The 19580-nt window shown below is 48.3% G+C and carries 18 protein-coding genes and 1 tRNA gene; 3 read left to right on the forward strand and 16 right to left on the reverse strand.

Annotation, left to right across the window (positions count from 1 at the left end; genetic code table 11):
- Positions 1-122 precede the first annotated feature (122 nt).
- The 4 genes from H8705_RS09360 to H8705_RS09375 form a co-directional block, all read right to left on the reverse strand.
- A complete protein-coding gene (locus H8705_RS09360; protein WP_262395595.1) occupies positions 123-1310 on the reverse strand; it encodes a M23 family metallopeptidase in 1188 nt (395 codons plus the stop codon).
- 470 nt (positions 1311-1780) lie between these two features.
- The gene (locus H8705_RS09365) at positions 1781-2314 is read right to left on the reverse strand and encodes a hypothetical protein (RefSeq protein ID WP_262395513.1); all 534 of its coding nucleotides are present in this window, start codon (positions 2312-2314) and stop codon (positions 1781-1783) included.
- Positions 2315-2328: 14 nt separating this feature from the next.
- Positions 2329-2784 carry a hypothetical protein gene (locus H8705_RS09370; protein ID WP_262395514.1) on the reverse strand — a complete coding sequence of 152 codons (456 nt, stop codon included), beginning with the start codon at positions 2782-2784 and terminating at the stop codon, positions 2329-2331.
- A 17-nt stretch (positions 2785-2801) separates the two neighbouring features.
- On the reverse strand, positions 2802-3113 hold the full coding sequence (locus H8705_RS09375; RefSeq protein ID WP_262395515.1) for a flagellar biosynthesis anti-sigma factor FlgM: 312 nt from the start codon (positions 3111-3113) through the stop codon (positions 2802-2804).
- Between the two features lie 258 nt (positions 3114-3371).
- Between H8705_RS09375 and H8705_RS09380 the strand changes: the two genes are divergently transcribed.
- Positions 3372-4142: a ParA family protein gene (locus tag H8705_RS09380; RefSeq protein ID WP_262395516.1), complete on the forward strand. Its 771-nt coding sequence runs from the start codon at positions 3372-3374 to the stop codon at positions 4140-4142.
- 3 nt (positions 4143-4145) lie between these two features.
- Positions 4146-4610, forward strand: a complete 465-nt coding sequence (locus tag H8705_RS09385; RefSeq protein WP_262395517.1) for a late competence development ComFB family protein — start codon at positions 4146-4148, stop codon at positions 4608-4610.
- Positions 4611-4781: 171 nt separating this feature from the next.
- Here H8705_RS09385 and H8705_RS09390 read toward each other — a convergent pair.
- The 7 genes from H8705_RS09390 to H8705_RS09420 form a co-directional block, all read right to left on the reverse strand.
- A tRNA-Arg gene (locus H8705_RS09390) sits at positions 4782-4858 on the reverse strand.
- 117 nt (positions 4859-4975) lie between these two features.
- Positions 4976-6022 (reverse strand): G5 domain-containing protein, encoded by a 1047-nt coding sequence (locus H8705_RS09395; protein ID WP_262395518.1) that lies wholly within the window; start codon positions 6020-6022, stop codon positions 4976-4978.
- Between the two features lie 402 nt (positions 6023-6424).
- The gene (locus H8705_RS09400; RefSeq protein ID WP_262395519.1) at positions 6425-7486 is read right to left on the reverse strand and encodes a lysylphosphatidylglycerol synthase transmembrane domain-containing protein; all 1062 of its coding nucleotides are present in this window, start codon (positions 7484-7486) and stop codon (positions 6425-6427) included.
- A complete protein-coding gene (locus H8705_RS09405; RefSeq protein ID WP_262395520.1) occupies positions 7483-8589 on the reverse strand; it encodes a glycosyltransferase family 4 protein in 1107 nt (368 codons plus the stop codon). The genes H8705_RS09400 and H8705_RS09405 overlap by 4 nt, the downstream gene beginning before the upstream one ends.
- A 142-nt stretch (positions 8590-8731) precedes the next feature.
- Positions 8732-9424: a response regulator transcription factor gene (locus H8705_RS09410; protein WP_262395521.1), complete on the reverse strand. Its 693-nt coding sequence runs from the start codon at positions 9422-9424 to the stop codon at positions 8732-8734.
- The gene (locus tag H8705_RS09415; protein ID WP_262395522.1) at positions 9396-10886 is read right to left on the reverse strand and encodes a sensor histidine kinase; all 1491 of its coding nucleotides are present in this window, start codon (positions 10884-10886) and stop codon (positions 9396-9398) included. Before H8705_RS09415 ends, H8705_RS09410 begins: the two co-directional genes overlap by 29 nt.
- Before the next feature lie 127 nt (positions 10887-11013).
- Positions 11014-11430 (reverse strand): substrate-binding domain-containing protein, encoded by a 417-nt coding sequence (locus H8705_RS09420; protein WP_262395523.1) that lies wholly within the window; start codon positions 11428-11430, stop codon positions 11014-11016.
- Between the two features lie 10 nt (positions 11431-11440).
- Between H8705_RS09420 and H8705_RS09425 the strand changes: the two genes are divergently transcribed.
- Positions 11441-12424, forward strand: coding sequence for a sugar ABC transporter substrate-binding protein (locus tag H8705_RS09425; RefSeq protein ID WP_262395524.1), 984 nt, complete (start codon positions 11441-11443; stop codon positions 12422-12424).
- On the opposite strand, the gene H8705_RS09430 is transcribed toward H8705_RS09425, so the two are convergent.
- The 5 genes from H8705_RS09430 to H8705_RS09450 all read right to left on the reverse strand — a co-directional run bounded on the left by H8705_RS09430 (position 12348) and on the right by H8705_RS09450 (position 19437).
- The gene (locus tag H8705_RS09430; protein ID WP_262395525.1) at positions 12348-15344 is read right to left on the reverse strand and encodes a hypothetical protein; all 2997 of its coding nucleotides are present in this window, start codon (positions 15342-15344) and stop codon (positions 12348-12350) included. The two genes, H8705_RS09425 and H8705_RS09430, sit on opposite strands and share 77 nt — an antisense overlap.
- A gap of 41 nt (positions 15345-15385) precedes the next feature.
- A complete protein-coding gene (locus tag H8705_RS09435) occupies positions 15386-15775 on the reverse strand; it encodes a hypothetical protein (RefSeq protein WP_262395526.1) in 390 nt (129 codons plus the stop codon).
- A gap of 175 nt (positions 15776-15950) precedes the next feature.
- The gene (locus H8705_RS09440) at positions 15951-16580 is read right to left on the reverse strand and encodes a response regulator transcription factor (RefSeq protein WP_262395527.1); all 630 of its coding nucleotides are present in this window, start codon (positions 16578-16580) and stop codon (positions 15951-15953) included.
- On the reverse strand, positions 16577-17827 hold the full coding sequence (locus H8705_RS09445; RefSeq protein ID WP_262395528.1) for a PAS domain-containing sensor histidine kinase: 1251 nt from the start codon (positions 17825-17827) through the stop codon (positions 16577-16579). The genes H8705_RS09440 and H8705_RS09445 overlap by 4 nt, the downstream gene beginning before the upstream one ends.
- Complete coding sequence (locus H8705_RS09450; protein WP_262395529.1) at positions 17824-19437, reverse strand: hypothetical protein; 1614 nt, start codon at positions 19435-19437, stop codon at positions 17824-17826. The genes H8705_RS09445 and H8705_RS09450 overlap by 4 nt, the downstream gene beginning before the upstream one ends.
- Positions 19438-19580 lie beyond the last annotated feature (143 nt).

Consider the following 19580-nt stretch of genomic DNA (forward strand, 5'->3'; position numbering starts at 1 on the left):
CTGTATCTTCCAGCAGCTTTTTAATCCGCCGCCCCGGCCTTCTGTCCCTTTCCGGTTATTTTAAACTCCTAAAAGCCGCTATACACGGCCGGCTCTGTGTATCTTTTCCCTGCATTTTTTCTTTAATAAATTCCACGTTCAAATGCAGTCCAGGGATTAATAAACACATCGTTTACCGACATGCAGAAATGCAGGTGGGGTCCGGTAGAAAAGCCTGTGCTTCCCACTTTGCCTACAGGATTTCCCTGTTCTACCCAGTCGTCCGCCTTCACATCCAGGCTCTCCATATGATAATACCAGCTCTTCACCCCAAAGCCATGTTCAATAATCACCGTATTTCCCGTAAGCTGAAGAAAATCCGCAAACAGAACCCTTCCCACTCCGGCGGCGGACACCTGTGTCCCCGCTCCAGCGGCTATGTCAATCCCGCTGTGGCGGGTAGCCACTTGGGACCCATTGGTATAGCGTATCATTCCAAATTCTGTAGTAATAGGGCCTTCTACCGGCTGTAAAAACGGTCCGTCCCAATATTTGATCGGATCGCAGATTTTTTTCAGCGGTTCGATCTTCTCCGCCCATTCCAAATTCGCCGCTTCATTTTCTATGGTATTAGCCGTAGTTCCCGGATCTACCGTAAGGTACTGCACCTCAAATTCCCGATCTCCTACATTGATCTGGTACGGAAAGCTTTCCTCCCCGGCGGTGAGCGTCAGCTGATATATTCCTGGCTGCGTAGAGTACCTCACAGGCAAAATTCCCATTTTTCTGTTCTCCGTCTGGAAAAAAGCCGGCTGGAAATCCAAATCCGTATAAGCGGATACTTCCTCTGCATACTCCACATAGATTACCAGCGCTTCCCCCAAGGTCACCGTATTGCTTTCCATGGTAATTTTCGCAGGAAAATCACACCTTGCAATAAATTGGTAACTGTCCTGGCCGATTGTCACGCGATAGGTATAATCTCCGTCGTGGAGGGGAACAAATTCCTTCAACTGTTCCTGCGTACCCTCAAAAACCGTATTCTCCCCGTCCAAAATAGTAATTTTTTCATCCCCGGATAAAAAGGACGGGAGCTGGTCCAAAGAGGTTACCGGTATGATCTGTCCGGTTTCTTCATTTACAATTTCGAAGCTTTCTTCCCCTGCCGTCACGGTCAGCGTCTTGCTTTGGGGCCGGCTTTCTTCCTGGGAGGAAAGCTGCTCCTGGTAGGCTGACTGGGGTTGGGAAAGTGCGGCTTCCCGAGCCGGACGTTCCCCACAGGCGGAAAACAGCAGCACTGCCGCCGCCAGGACGCAGCAGCATCTAATCATATACACATGGCATACCTCCTTCGCTTCTCTTGTACTATATATGTATCAATATAACACAGTTTTCTTTCCATCGCATCTACAGAATATTGGAGAAAAAACCTGCCGGATTTTACCGCCAGGTTTTATCGTCTTTTCTTATGGCCGTCTCTACAGACAAAAGGAAACTCCCTCTTTTCCTGTAGCGCAAGCGCCGCTTCTGCCTTCAGCGTCAAAGGACCAAGCCAGCGTCTCTTTCCATCCTAAACTACAAGCCCTTTGATACCAAGGCAAGGGAATGCAAGGAGGCAAATAAACTTTCTCATTTCATAAAAACTCTTCTATTCATTGAGTATATCATGCCGCAAAGCGGGGAACAAGCCAAAAAAGCAAATTCAAGGGCGCCCGAATGGGGCGCCCCTGGAATTTTTTCAAGCTATGATCCATTTACTTCGTTTTTTTGAAAAATACAAGCTTACCTAGCGCCGCTGTCCTTATTTTTCTCCGCTTTGGACCATTGGATGCTGAAGTTCGTCCCAAATTTGATTGACATATTCTACACAATCAAAATAAATCTGGGTAGCGACAATGTTGGCATGGGTCTCGGAATAAGCGTTCGTAGAAAACGCCTGCAGCGCGTCGTTGATGCTCAATAAGCTGGCCCGCAGTCCGGTGTCGTTTTTCGGATTATATTCATTGAGAGCCGCCTGAATATCGTTCAGGATTGTGGAAGACTGCTCATAGTAACCCACGTCTCCGCTTTCATCCCGAAACCGTTTATCAAGAAACTGGTCGCGGGTTTGTCCAATCCCAGTAACATCCACACCCTGTCCGGCAAAGCCCACCTTGCTGGAAGAAAATCTGGAACGATAAGAATCAGGGGCCAGCGCCACCTGTGTCATTCGCTGGCGCGTATACCCGACAGAATCCCAGTTGGTCAGGTTCTGCCCGGCTATATCCAGCCCTTTTTGAGCGGCCGTCAAGCCGCGTTTGGCTGTTTCAAATCCTAAGAAAGTTGGCCTTAACAAGCGAATCCCTCCATCTATACCTTTGTCTCAAAAAGCGATGTGCCAGCCGCGTTTTCCGAGCGTTTTCCATCGGCGTCATACGGGGCGCAAGCAAGCGCATCCTCCGTGACGCCCAGCATCTGCAGCCCTCCCTGAACGAAAGACAGGCATTTTTCATTGTAGTATTTAACAGTATCTACCGCGCATTCAAACCGGCGGAACAATTGTTCAAAATCGGAACGCTCCTGCGCGTCCAAACGTTCGAGTATTTCATGGAAGGTAAGCCCTTCAAGTCCAACCCGTTTCTGTTCCGCTTCACGCTGCTCCTCCATTTTAGCAAGGCGCATATTCATCGCCTGCTGATTGGACGTGGCCCGGTCAATCCGTTTAGGATCGTAAGAGAGAACCGCGGTATATTTCTCTTTTTCGCCAGCGGCGGCCTCCTCCAAAAATGTCACATAATTTTCAAGGGATTTTTTAAAATTTTGCAAACGATCCATCTCCTCGTCTATGCAATGCACCAATGCTGCATAATAGCGTCTGCCAAATCGGTGGTCGGAACATGATAACTTTTATCCTGGATTGCTTTGCGCAGACTTTCCAGGCGTTCCGGCGATGCCGGTCTGCAAAGTTCCGCCGCAATTGCTCGGGAAAGCTGCTCGGCTTCCATTTTACGCGCCCCCTCCGGGCTGATTTGAATTTGATCGGAGTTTTCGGTCTTCGCCGCCATCTCCTCCTGGGTTTGCTCCATATGGCGGGACGCATGGGTATATCCGTTTATTTTTTTATATGCGTGAAATGCCGCAGGGTTAATTTTCATCTTGAACGCCTCCTGTTCTGTCTAATTTCTGTCCGACATGTGGCTAAATACCTGGGTAGTTAATCTTTTGCCATTCTATTTCTTTCCAAATTCAGAACATTTTCATTTGGTAATCTTATGTAATTGTATATTCGTCCGTCTTCCGAAAAACTAAAGTGCCGCCAGGGAAACACACAATTATATGAAAATTTTTCTTGTAAATACACAATAATAATTGTATAATAAAATGAATCCGTAAAGCAGGAGGTGAGATCACCGGTGGCAAAAATTCTTTGTGTGTCAAATCAAAAAGGCGGGGTTGGTAAAACCACCACCAATGTAATCGCGATGGCGTTAAAACGGCTCCAACGGCGTGTTCTTTGCGTAGATTTTGATCCCCAGGGCGATCTCTCTTTCAGTCTGCGCGCGGATAATCGTGTGGAAATGCAAAATTCCATATACCATGCCCTTAAAGGCGAGCTGTTGACGGTGCAGACTATTCAGCACACGCCTCTTTGCGACGTAATTCCTTCCAATATGCTGCTCAGCGGTATTGAGCTGGAGTTTACCGGGAAGGGCAGGGAGTTTTTGCTGCGCAACTGTCTGCGCCCTGTTCTGAATCTATATGATAATATCTTAATCGACTCTCCGCCTGCATTAGGTATTTTGACGATCAACGCCTTTACCGCAACGGACTATGTGCTCATGCCGGTGAAACCCGATATCTACAGCTTACAGGGACTGGTACAGCTCAATGGAACATTGCAGGAAGTTCGGAAAAAAAGCAATCCGGAGGTTCAGGCGGCCGGTATTTTGATTACTCACTTTGCTGAGAGAGAAAAGTCCAGTAAAGCGATCTATGAAACTTCGCAGGATGTCGCAAACTGTTTGGGTATTCCTCTGCTGAATACGACTATCCGGCGGGGGAACTCCGCTCTGACCAATTCTCAGATCCACCGCAAGGACGTGTTTGCTTACGCGCCCAGGGATAAAGTCGTAGCAGATTACCGCTCGCTGGTGGACGAGCTTATAAAGCGGGGGGTGCTATAATCTATGGCAGCCTCCAAAAAGGAATTTGACAAAGACTATATTTTTAGCTTAATCATGCCGAGCGCTCCCATCGCCTCAGAGAACATTCAGCCGCCGTCCGACGACAGCACTACAGGGGGGACGGACGAGACGCCTGCACACGACAGTCTTTCCATTCTTCAGGACAGAATCAGCCAGATAACCTCCCCTGCTGTAAAATTACGTCCGGCCGAGGAGTTTGTTCTGACAAATCTTATGGAACAGCTCGTCGCAGACCGTCTGGACGAGGTGTTTTTCAAATTTAATTGCTGCCGCTGCGATAAATGCAGAAGAGACGTGGCTGCGTTAGCTCTTAATTCCCTGCCTCCCCGTTATGTAGTTGTACAGCCGGATGAACTATCCAGCCTGCTTCAGGACTGTTCCACAAAGGACGTGTCCTCGGCACTGGTAAAAGCGATTTTATATGTGAAAAACCATCCAAATCATTAAAATCTATTCCCCTTTCAGCTAGACAGCGGCTGAAAGGGGAATACTATTAAACTGCTCCGATAGATGGAGCGCCAAGCGCGGCGTGATCTTTTCAGGAAAAAAGGAGCGGCGTATGCGCACTCCGCTTTTGAAGAAAAAATCGGGGCAAGCGATCCATCGCTTGCCCCGATTTGGCGCGCCGTGAGGGACTCGAACCCCCGACCTACTGGTTCGTAGCCAGTCACTCTATCCAGCTGAGCTAACGGCGCATATTTTAATCAGCCTTACTATATTAGCACATCTTCCCAGGTTAGTCAAGGATTTTTCAAAAACTGTGCCCGCCGGCAGATCTTGCTGCCAGCGGGCGTTTAAGGCGTTAAAAACGGTTATTCCAAAATATAAATATCTACAATTTTTCTGCCGTTTAACCGGCTTTCCTCATAGGTATCATAAAATAAATCCACATCTACAATATCCGCTAAAAGGCCTGTTCCTGTATCCGCCGCAATAGCGCATCCATAAACGAATTTGTTATCCGAAGATACGATATACAGTTTGGACCCATAGGGTATTTCTCTGGGATCTACTGCTACATGCCCGGTGATAGCAAACCTGCCGCTTGCGGTTTTCGCCCCGCTTCGAGCGCTGTAACCGGTGGCTACCTGGTTGGTCAGCAGGCTTTTATATTGCAGCGGCTTTCCGTTCTCATCCACATCCAAATCGAAATCCAAACCGGATACTGGGGCTACTGACCCGATAAGAATAATCTCTTTTGTGGGGTGTTTGGTTATTTTTTCTCCTAAGAGCTGCGTTTCTTCCTGTACACCGTCTACTGTGCGGCGCACATAGGTAAGCACCTTTGTTCCGTCGTCCCCTTCCTGTAAGACCCGTGTTGCTCCCACTCTGATAAGTGAACTGTTTTTGTGCACGGTTTCATAGGGGATCACCTGTTCCTGCTCATACCGTTCGTATTCTACCCGCTGCAGAACGATTTCATCCCCCTGCTCCAAAGGTTTTTCCGATTTCGGGGTAAGAAGGTCGTTGCCGTCATAAAAAACTCCTTTCTCATAAAGGAGTTCTCCCACAGTAGTGCCGTTTTCCACTTGATAGGCGGCGGTAGTTTCATCCACGGTGACAGTGACCTCCACTAAATTACTGATATCCACTTCACCGTAATGTCCGCTAATTCCTGAAAAGTTTATCTGTTCGGCGGAAAGGGTCCCTATTCCGAACTTATTGATTATATTCTGACTATTTTGCTCCATTGTAAAATTTATTGAACTGGTTTCACCATCGGTAACATAAATTGCATTGGTCATCGAAGTGATTTTAAATACAACAAATGCAAGAACTACGGACAGCATACCTACCGCGAAAACCCTGCTTTTTAAAAATTTTGCCAAAGCGCGGGCTTTCTGTAATAAGTTATCCATATCATACTCCCTTTTACTTTTTCCTCCTGAAGAGTTCTCTCCACATAAAGAACGTTTCAGGCATGAACATGTAATTTATTCTCCAATAGTATGGACATAAATTTTCCACAAATTACATATCACATGTTTAGTTTATCAGAGTACCTGCAATTATATTCAAATTGCACAATTTTGTCAAATTTCACTTGTGCAAATAGTTTGACATTTAGAAATATTTTCCTTAAATATTCCCATAATTTTCTGCATATTCGACGAAAACCAACCTGGTTTCTTTGGGGACAACCAGTGATATTTACCAAATTTTTTGTTAATTTCCATCAAAACTTCTCTCGGCCTTATTCTGTGCCGAATACAAACGCGCCCCGGATCGAAAAGATCCGGGGCGCGTTTGTACAGTTTGTCTCAGCCGCATTTTTCCAGGCCGGACGCCAATTCATATTCTTTTTCAAGCTTTGAAAGCCGGGGCTTTTCCTTAATAAACAACGCTGTGAAAAACATCCCTGCGCAAATAGGAAAATAAAAAGTAATCAGTCTCCACAGCGCAAGGGAAATACTGAGCAGCTGCTGGGGGAAAAACATAGCGAACATGGCGTGAAATCCAAGTTCCGCTCCACCCGCGGCGCCTGGCAGCGGTACAAACGAAGTCAGGTTCAGTACAAACGCCTGGGCGGAGATAATCGAAAATATCGAAGCATCCGATAGACCGAACGACCGATACAGCGCATAAGGTATCAAGAAAAAAGCAGTTAACTGTACTATAGATAATAGTCCCATTTTTAGTATTAGCCAAGCGTTTCCCTGCATGGCTAAGAAAGCTTCGTAAAATCCGTCCATCTCCTTTTTCGCCTTGTTTTGGAGGACTTGTTTCTCCTTCACCAGTCGCATTTTTGCCAGAAGATGGATCCCTGCGTTTACAACTTTTCGGGCGCCGGCACCAAAAAAGCATATGCACATCAGCCCGGCGATCACCAGTAGATTTACCCCAAAGCCTGCCAGGACTAAATAGCCCAGCCCGGATACGCTTTTGGAAAACATAGAAAAATGGAATATCAGCGTTACCAAAGAATAAATCGTCAATATAAACTGATAAACAATAAACTTTACAATCAGCGCACAGCTGGAAATTCCCAGCGGAACCCCCGTCTTTACCATATGATATGCCTGCATAGGCTGACCGCCGCTTGCAAAGGGGGTAACACAGTTAAAAAACTGCCCGATCATGGAAGTTTTAAAAGAAGTGCTGTACCTCTGCCGGGGATAAAACCTTTTTACCGCCACATGCAGACTAAGTCCTTCCAGCAGCCAGTAGACCACCATCAGCCCTACCGCCGCCGCCAGCCATACCGGGTTTGCGGACAAAGCCGCCTGCAGGAGATTTCCCAGTCCATCGGTCTTTGCAGTATACACGATAAGCCCTACAAAAACCGCGGCGATAAAAAGTACGTTCCACTTTCCTATTTTCATGCGGATATCCCCTTTTCCCGAACAGCTTTGCAGTGGGCTGGAAGCGATTTTTCAGAATGCCTTGTCTCCTGAATAAGGCAGGTGTAAAACTCCTCCCACATGGAAAGCACATGAGATGCGTTATAGAACATATGCCCCCGGTGGGCAGCTTCTTTTGCCGCTTTGTAATAGTCCGGATCGTCTTTCATCCGGCGCAGGCAGTTCTCAAATCCCTGGTTGTCGCTGGCTTTCAAATAAAAATCCATCAAAATTTTCGGATACACATCAATGTCCCGGAGCAAAATCGGAGTGTTGCAGCTCATGGCCTCCAAAATCGTCATTGGAAACAGCTCCCCATAGGACGGCAGAAACATAACGTCTCCTATATTATAAATTTCATTCATCTTCTCCCTGGGAACCATCCCTGGAAATACCAGATTCGGCGGAGGGCTTTTCAGCAGCCGAGAAATTTCCTCATATCCATCGGTCATTTTTCCGAAGGAAAATCCGCCGGCCCACAAAAACTGCATCTCCGGCAGCCGGTTGGCTATCTGTGCGAAATCCAGCACTCCTTTTCGGGTTTGGAGCTGACCGGTACAGATGACGGTAAATTTGTCCGGACAAAGTCCCCATTCCTGGCGGAGTTCCTTTTTGCGCTGCTGGGACAGAGGATAAAACTCCTTTTCTGAGACGTAGTTGGGAATATACGAAATTTTTTCTTTTGGAATCCCGTAAGCGGCCAGTTTATCAATAAAAATCGGATTTACCGTCACCAGCCGATCCATACTTTTATAAAATGTGATTAGATACTGGTAGAACACCTTTTTGGCAATAGGGGACAGTTTTAGGCTGTCCTCAATGGTTTCCGGCAAAAAATGAACATACCCTACGGTTTTCCCCCTCATTTTCGCCAAAGGGAGCGTAAGAAAATATCCAAAATTCACCGTATGATAATGGGTAATGTCCCCTCCGCCTTTGTGATTTTCCGTTACAGTAAACTGTTTGGACAGACCTTCTTTCACCAAGCGCACCTGCTCTTTGTAGGCGGAAAGCACCCCATGCCCTTCTACCATATCTGCATGAGACTTCATATTAATGGTATATTTCTTCATACAATCGCTCATAATTTTCCGCTCCTTTTCTCATCTGCCCCAAGTATAGCAGGGACAGGTAAAGTTCCTCTAAAATATAGATAAACAAATCCTAAACAGCAGGTAAAAAAATCAGGTCCTCGTTTATATAAACGAGGACCTGTCCCAGTTGTCTTCAAATTTTAAAACGATATCCCGCGCCCCATACAGTTTCAATATAGCGGGGCGTACTGCTGTCTTCCTCTATTTTATCCCGGATCCGGTTGATATGTACCGTTACTGTAGAGGTATCCCCCAAGCAGTCTACCCCCCAAATCCGATCCAACAAAGTATCTTTAGAAAACACAATGTCCGGGTTGGATGCCAAAAATAAAAGCAGCTCAAATTCTTTGTTTGCAAGGAAAACTTCTTTGTTTCCCACATAAACCCGCCGGGAGGCGGGCAAAATTTTCAAGTCGCCAATACTTACGGCGTCCCGTTCCGTTTTTCCTCCCAGGGCTGTCAGCCTTTCATACCGGGCAAGATGAGCGCCTACTCTTGCCACCAGTTCGCTTGGACTGAACGGTTTTACAATATAATCGTCCGCTCCCAGCCCCAATCCCCGGATTTTATCAATCTCTTCCTTTTTTGCTGTGACCATGAGAATGGGAATTTCCAGCTGGCGGCGAAGATTTCGGCATACCTCAAATCCGTCTATTCCCGGCAGCATCAGATCTAAAAGAATTAAATCGAACTTTCCGGAAAGCCCTTCCTTAAGGCCCTCGTCCCCGGAGAATGCTATCTTAGTTTCATACCCGCTGATCTCCAGGTAATCCCTTTGCAGTTCTGCGATACTTGGATCATCCTCGATAATCAGAATCCGTTTCATTGTCCCCCTCCTTTTCCAGCGGCAGCCAGATCAAAATGGTCAAGCCGGCCTGGCTGCGGGCGCAAATCGTTCCTTTGTGAGCCTGGACAATCCGTTTGGCAATGGCCAGCCCCAGTCCGCTCCCACTGCTGGGATTGGTACGGGATTTATCACACCGATAAAAAATATCAAACAGCCTGTCAACCGCTTCCTGGGCTACTCCTGGCCCGTCGTCCGCCAAAGAAATGGCGGCGCCGAATTTATCTGTCCACAACGTAATCTTTACTGTTGCGGTTTGCTTATTTGTATATTTTGCGCTGTTTTCCAAAAGATTAAGCAGTACCCAGCGCATTTGTTCTCCGTCCAGCTGTACAAATACATTTTCCTGGGCGCGCACATCCAGCTCGATACGCAGGCCTTTTCTCAAAAATTCTTCCTTTACCCCCAGACAAAACCACTCCAAGTATTTGCGCAGCTCCACCTTTGTAAAATGGAAGGGAAACTGCCCTGTATCCAATTTGGAAAGCAAAAATAACCGATCCACCAGCACATCCATATCACAGGTTTTTTGATAGATGGTATCCAGATATTTTTTCTGTCTTTCCGGAGTGTTGGCCACCCCGTCCCGCAGGCCCTCTACATACCCCTTTATAGCGGTCAGAGGGGTGCGCAGATCGTGGGATATGCCGGCAAGAAATTCCCGGCGGGCCTCTTCATATTTCATCTGGTCCTGTATGGATTCTTTCAGCCGCAGACGCATCCTGTCAAAATCATCGCATACCGGTTTAAATTCATCTTTGCCTTTATACTGGATTTCAAATTCCAAATTTCCGTCGCCAATCTCCCTGGCCCCGCTTCCCAACAAAGCCAGCGGTTCCAACAGGCTTTTAGTCACCCGGGAGGACAAAACCCCATTGGTCATAGCAATAACAAGGAGGGTCAGCGCTAAAATTATCCATAGATAATTGCGCAGAAAAATCTCAATCTTCTGACCGATATCCATGCTGTCCTCCCCGGACAGGGTGTTTACCGCAGTCAGTACGGTGGTTTTCCCCTGCTGGGTAAAGCTTATCCTTACCAGGGCGCTGGTATCCGTCATAAATACAGCGGAGCCGTCCGCTTCCAGCAGCTTGTCTGTAATCCCTGACATCGCCTTTTCATCTTCCGGCGTCAGATTGGAACTCACCGGCTTTCCATCCTGTATCACATGCAGCCGGTATCCCACTTCACTTAACAGTTTTTCCAGCTCCTTCCATTCTCTGGCGGAGCTTTTAGATCTGGGCGTCTGATGTTCATGCCGGTAAAGATCTACCGTATTTTTAACGATGGCGATATTCTCCTGGCTGTGTACTGCGCTTTTAATAGACTCCCAATAAAATTGGGCGAACACCGCTAGTACCCCTACGGAAATCAATACCACCAGTATGGCTGGTACAATCAGCATCAGAAGATTGGATACCACCAGTCTTTTTTTAATCGTCATACCGGTCCCCTTCCTCTTCTCTGCATTTAAGATAAACTTATTATACCGCCATCCCCTTACATTTGTCTAAAGAAAATCTTAAGAAACTATAACAAATAGCTGCAAAACAATGTTTTGCAGCTATTTGTTATAAGTGGGGATAAGCATTGCGCGCAGGGCCTTTATAAGCGCCGCAGGAATCCCGAATTACCAGTTTGGCCGGAAGTTCAATATGTTGTTTTCCAACCGTTTCTTGGGAATTTTCAATCTTATCAATTAATATTTTCATTGCCCGGGTCCCCATATCATAGATGGGGAGGTCCACCATGCTTAAATGGGGCTGAAACAGCCACGTCCAACTATAGTCGCAAAATCCCATCAGCCCTACGTCCTGGGGGCATTTGATCCCCAGATCGGAAAATGCCGCTAAAGCGGCCAGAGTAACCACTCCATTGGTTGCCAAAAGACAGTCAGGGTAAGGCCTGCTTTTTAAATACCCGGTCAGCTGCTTTTGTATATTATCAAAATTCCGATTGCTGTCGGTATAAAAAACTAAAAAAATCATTGCGGGACTGTTGACACTCACCCTGCTGGTCACTTTGATCGCAGGCTGTGGCCAGTCCTCCGACCCTGCTGAAGACAACAGCACGGCTGCGCCGGCCGATGAATCCCCGGAACCGTCAGAGGATCCGGATACCGAAAAACTTGTTATAGGCTATGCTGCAAAATCCGCCACCAACACTAGTTTTATGATTACAAATAACGGCTGTGAACAGGCCGCCAAGGACCTTGGGGTCGAATTGATTATGCTAGGGCCCCCGAAGGATCAGGATGTTGCGGGTCAGTTGGCGGTTATTGAAGATCTGGTGAACAGAAATGTGGACGCTTTGGTAATTGCGGCCGCCGATTCCTCCGCCGTAGTTTCCGGCGTACAGAAAGCCAATGCTGCGGGAATCCCCGTAATCGCTATTGATACCGCCATTAACGGCGGTGAAATCGCTTCCTATGTAACCACCGACAACCTGGCTGCCGCCGCCTTGGGCGCGGAATGGATGGCGAAAGCCCTGGACGGCAAAGGCAACGTGGTCATGATCAACGGCGTTTTGGCCCAGAGCGTAGGTTCTGAAAGAAGAGACGGATTTTATAACTATATGGCGGAAAATTTCCCTGATATTAAAATTGTTGCGGAAGTAAACTCCGAGTGGCAGGCGGACAAGGCTATGTCGGGAATGGAGGATGCTTTAAGAGCTAATCCGGATATTGACGGCGTTTTCTGTGCCTGGGACGCAGGTACTATTGCCGTTATCCCGGTGTTGGAACAGGCCGGTATCCTGGACGAAGTTGCCCTGTTGGGATTTGACGCCGCCCCTGACGCCCTCAAACAGATGAAAGAAGGCAAAGTGGATGCGGATATCGCCCAGTATCTGTTCAAAATCGGTTATCAAGGCGTGGAGGCTGCTGTGAAGGCGGCCAAAGGCGAGGCTAGCTGTGGGTATGTGTTGCGGGGATCGTTGCGGTTTCAAGCACCTTCTTGCAGACGGTGCATTCCTTATGCTTAGTGCCGTCGGCGGTTTCGGTAGCTGCCGTGTCAATGATCCACTCGCTGGCGCTGTGAGCCGCAATATCGGCCTTGTCGCCGCACTCGCACTCGTGCCAGTGATTGGTGTCGTCATACTTCCAATCCGTACCGTAGCTATGCTCATGGGGGGCTGTCAACGCCGGGAAGGTGTAGCTGACCTTACCATCCGCATAAGTTGCCACATAGCCGTTGACGGTGTAGAGGCAGTTTGCATCGAAGCTATAGCCCTCCGCTGCCGTCACAGGGATGGAAACGGTGTAGGCACCTGCGCCAAACTTGCCGTCCGTCACCGCAGGAGACCATTCCGGTTTGCCAACGGTGTACAGGGTGTTGTTAGCTCCGGTGGCCGAAGTTGCGGGAGCTTCGCCGTATTTCGGGGCGGTAACCGTCAGCGCAACACTGCTGATCTTGCTGGTAGCGGCTGCATCGGGTGTCTGATACATCGCGAGGACACCATGTCCGAGAAAATCAGTACAAGTCTCAGCGTCTCCACCGTCTGTAACCGTGTAGGAAACATTATACTTCTTTGTAATCTCTGTAATGTCAGTGCTTTCACCAAGCTTCAGCCATACCAAATAGAAATACTTCTGATTCGGCTTTACCTTGTAATCAGGATCAGTTACTTCCGTTGAAATGTCGTTTTCGTATACATTGTACGTAAACGTAACGTTTTCCGGAAGGGTGGTGCCTACAAGTTCGGCTACCGGAAGGCTCTTACCGATCTTGTCATTCAGCGTAGGCAGTTTAACCTTAACCTGCAAACCGGGTCTGACAACAGTATTATCCTTCAGCTTGAAGGTAGCAGTCAGGGTTGTGCCTCCGTCAGCAAGCGTATAATCGCCTACAACTTCAGCATTACTTGAGGCAAAAATTTTATCGCTATAGATTCTATCCCCATCAAACGCAAACCCTGTATCTGCCTTAAAGGTCACAGTGCCTTTGTAGATTTCGCCGCTTTCAAACGTAGTTACATCGGTGTCGTCCATGTTCTTCCAAACAATGTGCTCCACCTTGTAATTTGCGCCGCCAATCTCTACCCATTCTGCCGCTGTGTAGTCGCCGGGATGTTCACCGGCAATCGGGCTGCGCAGATAAGCCAACACAGAGGTGATGCTATCTTTTCCGCCGTCAATCTCATAATTGCACTTGGTGCACTTGTACTTACCAGTAGCATCATTGTATTTCCATGTATGCGGCTCTTTTTCCTGTGCGCCGCAGCTGTACTCCCGGAAATGGACGTTGCCGGTGCTGGCAATTTGCCATTCGCCGCTGAAAGTGTGTTTATGTAGAATGCGCACACTCACAAGGACAGTCATCGTTTTGCCGTCGCTGGTGATGCCGGTAGAACTGCCCCAGTAATCGCCAATCAGCGTCACGTTGGTATTGGTATCAAAAACATAGCCGTCTTCTGCCTTCAACGTTACCAATGCGCGATAGGAGGTGCTTTCTACTGCCCCGGTCGCAGGAATGTCTCTCCATTCCGTAGTGACAGCGCTGACACCGGTGTTGGTGCCGGAGAGCGTGAAGTCACCTGATGTATCCCCAACCTTCAATTCAGGGACGTTCAGTGCCACGCTGTCGATGGCTGTGTCTCCCGGGAAGTTCACAAAAACACGAAGCGTGTTTGTCGAGCCGCCAAAGGTGTCTGCCATCCAGAAGTCACCGCCAGTGACCGTCACATTATTCTCTATATCAGACGAAAAAACAAAACCTTCGTTTGCCTTAAAGACATACATTACCGTATAACTTTGATTTGAGTTATACAGTGTGTCTTTGTCTTTAATCGTATCTGATGTATTGTTCAGGCCCTTATAAACGAAGAAATTATCTAAGACCATCTTGTTATTTGGACTGTAACTGCACGCCAAATCTGAAAGGGTTTTGCGCTCATTCAGAGATTTGACGGTCAGGCTGGCATTATCGATAACCGTAGGGTTGTCAACGCCGGTAGGTGTAACTATGAGCTTTTTCTGTGTCTTACTAACAGAACCGTCAAGAACGGTGTTTGCGCTCATATCATAAAACTGGTATCCCGCGGCCAACAGATTGGAAAGCGGCTTGCCATTTGCCATCTTCATACCACCCTCAAAGGTTCCTCCGGTCAGGTGGATCGCATTGGCAACATTATCATCGTCTACATAAAGCGCACAGGAGTTTTCATTTCCCTGATGATTGGTGATATTATTGACCTGCTTAATTGTACCTCCTGAAATATTCAGCGCTGTGCCTGTAGCTAAGTTGTTGCTAAAATAAATTGCAGAAGTGACTTCATCACTCATGTCATTGTAGCCATAAATGTAGCCGCCTTTAATATTGGTGACGCCGCCACTGATCCCAATCGGTCTTGTCGAAATATTAGAATAAATACACTGAATGCCATTCAGCGTAACGCTGCCATCAATGGTCAGCTCACCGCCCCAGTTGTAGATGATCGAATTAACCGTCAAAGGCGTATCGAAGTCCACCCGGATAGAACCGGTTCCGGTAATTTCAAGGGACGATTTGCTCTCCACATCAATTAGGTTGCTAAATATATAATCATCTTCACTCTCGACACGAGGTATAAACCAAATATCTGTAGCAATTTCCAAATGGTGGTTTGCGCCGTACGGAATGTCTATCGCAGGCTTGGCAGATTCAAAGTCTCTCCCGACTTTCAACAAACGAGCCGGAACGCCTTCGACAGTCACATCGTTATCCATCCCGACTACTTTAATATAATAACTTGCCCGCGTTTGCAGAAGGCGCTTCATCTCATCATAGGTCGAAACGCAGTAGGGGTCACTCTTTGTGCCGCTGCCTGTCGTTGCACCGCTGCCATCTGCTGCAAAGGCCATTGTGGGGAACAGGCCCACCACCATGACGAGGCAGAGCAGGATGCTCAGTATCTGTTTTCTCATCGTTTTTCTTCCTCCTTTTGATTGGAAATTCGTTGTCTGATTTAAACGCTGTCGATTACCGAAGCAAAGTAGTTTTCGGACACCGAGCCGAAGAGAAAAGCGTCTATCAGACCCTCGCGCTTTGCCTGCCGTACCTTTTCGGTCAACTCACCGTCTGTGTCGTCATCCACAAAGAGAATGACCCGGCAGTTTTCAGTGTTCCTTTTTACCTTGTTACGGATTGCCATTCGTTCATTGAACATCCATGGCGAATACGCCTTGACCTCCATTAAAAGCACATCCGGTCGATGCGTTTTGCACCACTCGGCGGTTGCGTCCGGCGACTCGGAGATCACAACCTGGCAATCATCCAATTTTTGCATCAGCATTCGCTCCATGGTGTGCGCATGGATATCGCTCTGAATATCCAGAACGATTTTTTCATCATTCATCACCACCTTCTGAAAGCACAACCCTAATTTTACAGTATCTATTGTACGGATTTTTTGGTGCTTGTCACTGGCACTTGTGCCAGTAACAGAAGGAAAAATTCGATTTTTTCAAAATTTTTTTGCCTTTTAGGCGCAAAAAACCCCTTGACCGTACAGCCAAGGGGTTCAAATTCTCTTATTCGTCTTTTAAGGTGGTTACCATGAGCTTGTTTTCAATGGCGGTTGCAACCAGCGATTCTCTGCTTTCAAAGCCGCCCTTTTCCACCATATCATCCAGGTTCCAGCGAACGCCGTTTTTGGAGATACCCAGCTTGTCAGCGATTTCCTGATAGGTGAAGCCCTTTATATACAGGCGCAGGATGTCTAACTGCCGGGGCGAGAAGGCATCGGACATCGTTCCCTCCATTTCAATGGCCGGAGCGATGTCGGGGAATACCTTTTCCCCTGCCAGGGTACGCTTTACCACGCTCATCAGTTCCTCCGTGCCGTGGTCCTTATACCACAGGCTGTCGGCGGCACCCATTTTGGCTCGTTCCAACACCTGCGGATCAACAAGCGAGGTAGCCACAACGATTTTGATTTGCGGAAAAGCCTTTTTGATGCGCTCTGCGGCGGCAAGACCGGAATGCTTGTGCTGCGTCTGCACATCCATAAGGACGAGCTTTACGGTGGCGTCGCAATGCTTTTCCGCTTCAAAGGCGTCACGGAAAACGCCGACAAGATAAAACTCACCGTCTGCCGCAAGACGATCGACAAAGTGCTTTTGGATGTATAAATCATCCTCTACAAGTATGGTGTTTATCATAGGCTGATCTCCTTTGCGGGAATCGTAATCAGAAGAGCAAATCGTGGATTGTGCGAAATATGCATTTCGCCGCCGGAGCTTTCAATACTGCGGCGAAGCGTTGACAGGCCACTGCCTTCCTTTATCGGCTTTGTGGGTACTTTGCCGTTGTTGGTTATGGTAACATCATAGTGTTCGCCCCGCTGGGCAATGCGGATATACACCTCATTTCCGTCTGCGTGCTTGATGCAGTTGGTCACGCACTCCTTGGCGGCGGCAACAGTCAGCTCCTCGGCTGCGGTATCACGGGGCAGGTAGCCGTCGATTTTTACAGTCACGCCGAGCTGCCGTGCGGTTCTTTTTACCTCGTCCATTGTGCTGACAGAGGTGACACGGTTGCTTGCCAGCATACCGATGGCATTTTGCAGCGCCTCAAGCTTTCGCTCGGTATCCTCGCCGCTGTCTATGATGTCTCGGATAGTCAGGAGGCTTCGTCCGATGGTATCGTGAATATAGACCTTTAGGTCAAGGCTTTCCTTTTCCTTGACATCGTCCTCCATGCGGGCGTACATCTTCCTGAGCTCTCGGTTGACTTCCGCCAGTTCTTCATTTATTTCCTCTTGCTTTTGGTAGCCGTTATACAGCTCGGTCACATTGTGCGCCGTTATCTGCTGCCAGCGGTCATCGCCGTCCACGGTGATATTTTGTGTACGGAACTGCCAGACGGTCTTGTCGGGCAGGATATAGCAATCATCCTTGACGGTTACGGATCTGTCCGGCAAACTCAAGGCATTTTCCATATCCCTTTTGATTTGCAGCTCGTGGCCGCAAAGGGCAAAGGACAGCCGGCGCATACGGTTGTTGCATAGGATGATCCTGCCGTTCGGGTCGGCAAAGCAGATGCCCATAGGCAGCTTATCCGTTGCTTCCTTAATGGAGAACGGCGAGAGCTCGTTCTTTTTGCGGCGGTATTCCCGCGGCAGAGCAATGGCAAAGTGAACTGCCGCAAGAAAAATGGCAGAGGCAAATATGAGCCACGGTGCGCCGAGCAGAAATGCGTCCCCGATATTATCGGGATCTGCCTGGGAAACGGAGAACAGCAGCGGGATCATCACCGCCATCACCGCCAGGCTCAGCAGGCTGCGCACCGGCTTATTGCTGCGGAGAAGCTGATACATAAACAGCCCGATTTCAAGGACGATCTCCACAAGCATGATAAACGGCAGCATGGTCTGCCAGAATTCAGAAAGGGAAGAAAATGCACTCATTTCCTGTCACCTTCTTTCGCTTCAAATATAAGGTGCTGGTATTCCTCGTCATCCTCTTTTTCATAGCGGATACCGTCTCCGCTTACTAAAGCGGAAAGGTCGGCCTTGCAGCACACATTCAGGGACAAGCGTAAGCCGTTTGCCTTTATGAGGCTTACCTGTATGCCTGTTAAATTCAAAATATCGGCTTCAATAACCGATTCATAAAAATCAAATACAGCGGTCGCCGTTTTGCCGGAGAGCATGGAAAGAGACTCGTCCACATAGAGTGAGCTGCGGACACCCAACAGCTTCAGCGTTTGGAGCGACTCATTGAAGGCACGGTGAAGTTCCGTTGCCGCTATTTTAATATCTCGGTCGGTAAGGAGCGTCAGATGCTTGCGGCGCTTAATGTAGCTGCACAGCACGGCAATCTCGGCAAGGAGCGTTTTGGCGCTGTCGGGATCGGTGCTTGAGATTCGGCGGTATTCCTTAGTGAGCTCCGCAATGCGGTCGATCTGCGTCTGCGTAACGGAACGCAGGAGATCATACAGGCGGTTTTGCTCCTCCACCTTGCGGCGCTTGGCTTCACGCTTGTATTCATAACGGAGTATTTTGTTCCTGTCGGCAAGCTCGTCTGCAAGGAGCTCAGAGTCCTCCTTGATGTCACGCAGAGCCGACACATCCTCTGTCCATACGGCATAGCCGCCGTCAATGGGCATGGTGTGAACGGTCAAGCTGCCCATCGTGACCGGACTTTGCTCGGCTTTTTTCATCGTTTCCTTTGAGATAGGCGCAGTGTTTACAGCTGCATACCGAACGGTAAAGTCCTTGTCGGTGATCTCTGCCGATGTGCCGACAGAGGAGGCAAACAAGTCCACATAACGGCTGTTTGAATGTATATATCCGCAGGCAATGCAAAACTCAAAGGTCAGAATATACATCACACTTTGGAATGCGGCAATATCGCCGAACAAGTGGAGCAGCCAATCCACGCCCGCATAGTAAAGTGCGCTGTAAACAATCGCCAGCAGCATAGGAACAATGGGCAGAAAGTGGAGCCTTCCTTTTTCGCGGCATTTGAAAAACATAATAATGAGTGCGGCAAGGGCACACAGTACCTGCCAGCCTACACTAATGAAGTAGCCTACCGAGTAGCCGTTGTTTTTGTCCGTCCACACGGCGGCGTCCTTCGGAAAGGTAAATACGAATTGGTGCAGGTCATTTGTGAGCACGAGCAGAGGCAATACGCCGGAGATAATCCACAGAATCGACATTCCCTTGGGGAATTTGTATTCGTCCGGCTTCCCCAGCGACATGGCAATCAGCAGCGCCAGCATAGGCACAAACAGCATGGGCAGATAGAACAGATACCACAGGTAACGGACGGCGTCCGGCTGCCAGAATATAAAATACTTCGCCGAACGGACTACCATCCAGATGATAAGAAGCACCGCAGTGACCGTCATAAATCTGCATACCTGCTTTTGCACGATCCGCTGGCGGACAGAAAGCCCCCAGGCGGCGAACAGGCCGATATAGATAAAGCTGCGCAGATAGGAAAACAGCATCGGGTAGAAGCTGCCCCTGCCTATAATTCGGAAGCAATATGCCAGTATCACGGCAAGCACAGCGATGCCGCTTCAAATTAGATTATAGTATAAATCCGTCTGTTTCTCAACTGCTTCTTACGAGGCTTTGCATAAAAGCCATACTTTTTGCCCCACAGCAGAGAAAAAGGGGGGCTTTGACCTACGCAAGCCGAGCCGATTTC

The organism is Youxingia wuxianensis, assembly GCF_014385085.1.
Lineage (GTDB): Bacteria > Bacillota > Clostridia > Oscillospirales > Ruminococcaceae > Youxingia > Youxingia wuxianensis.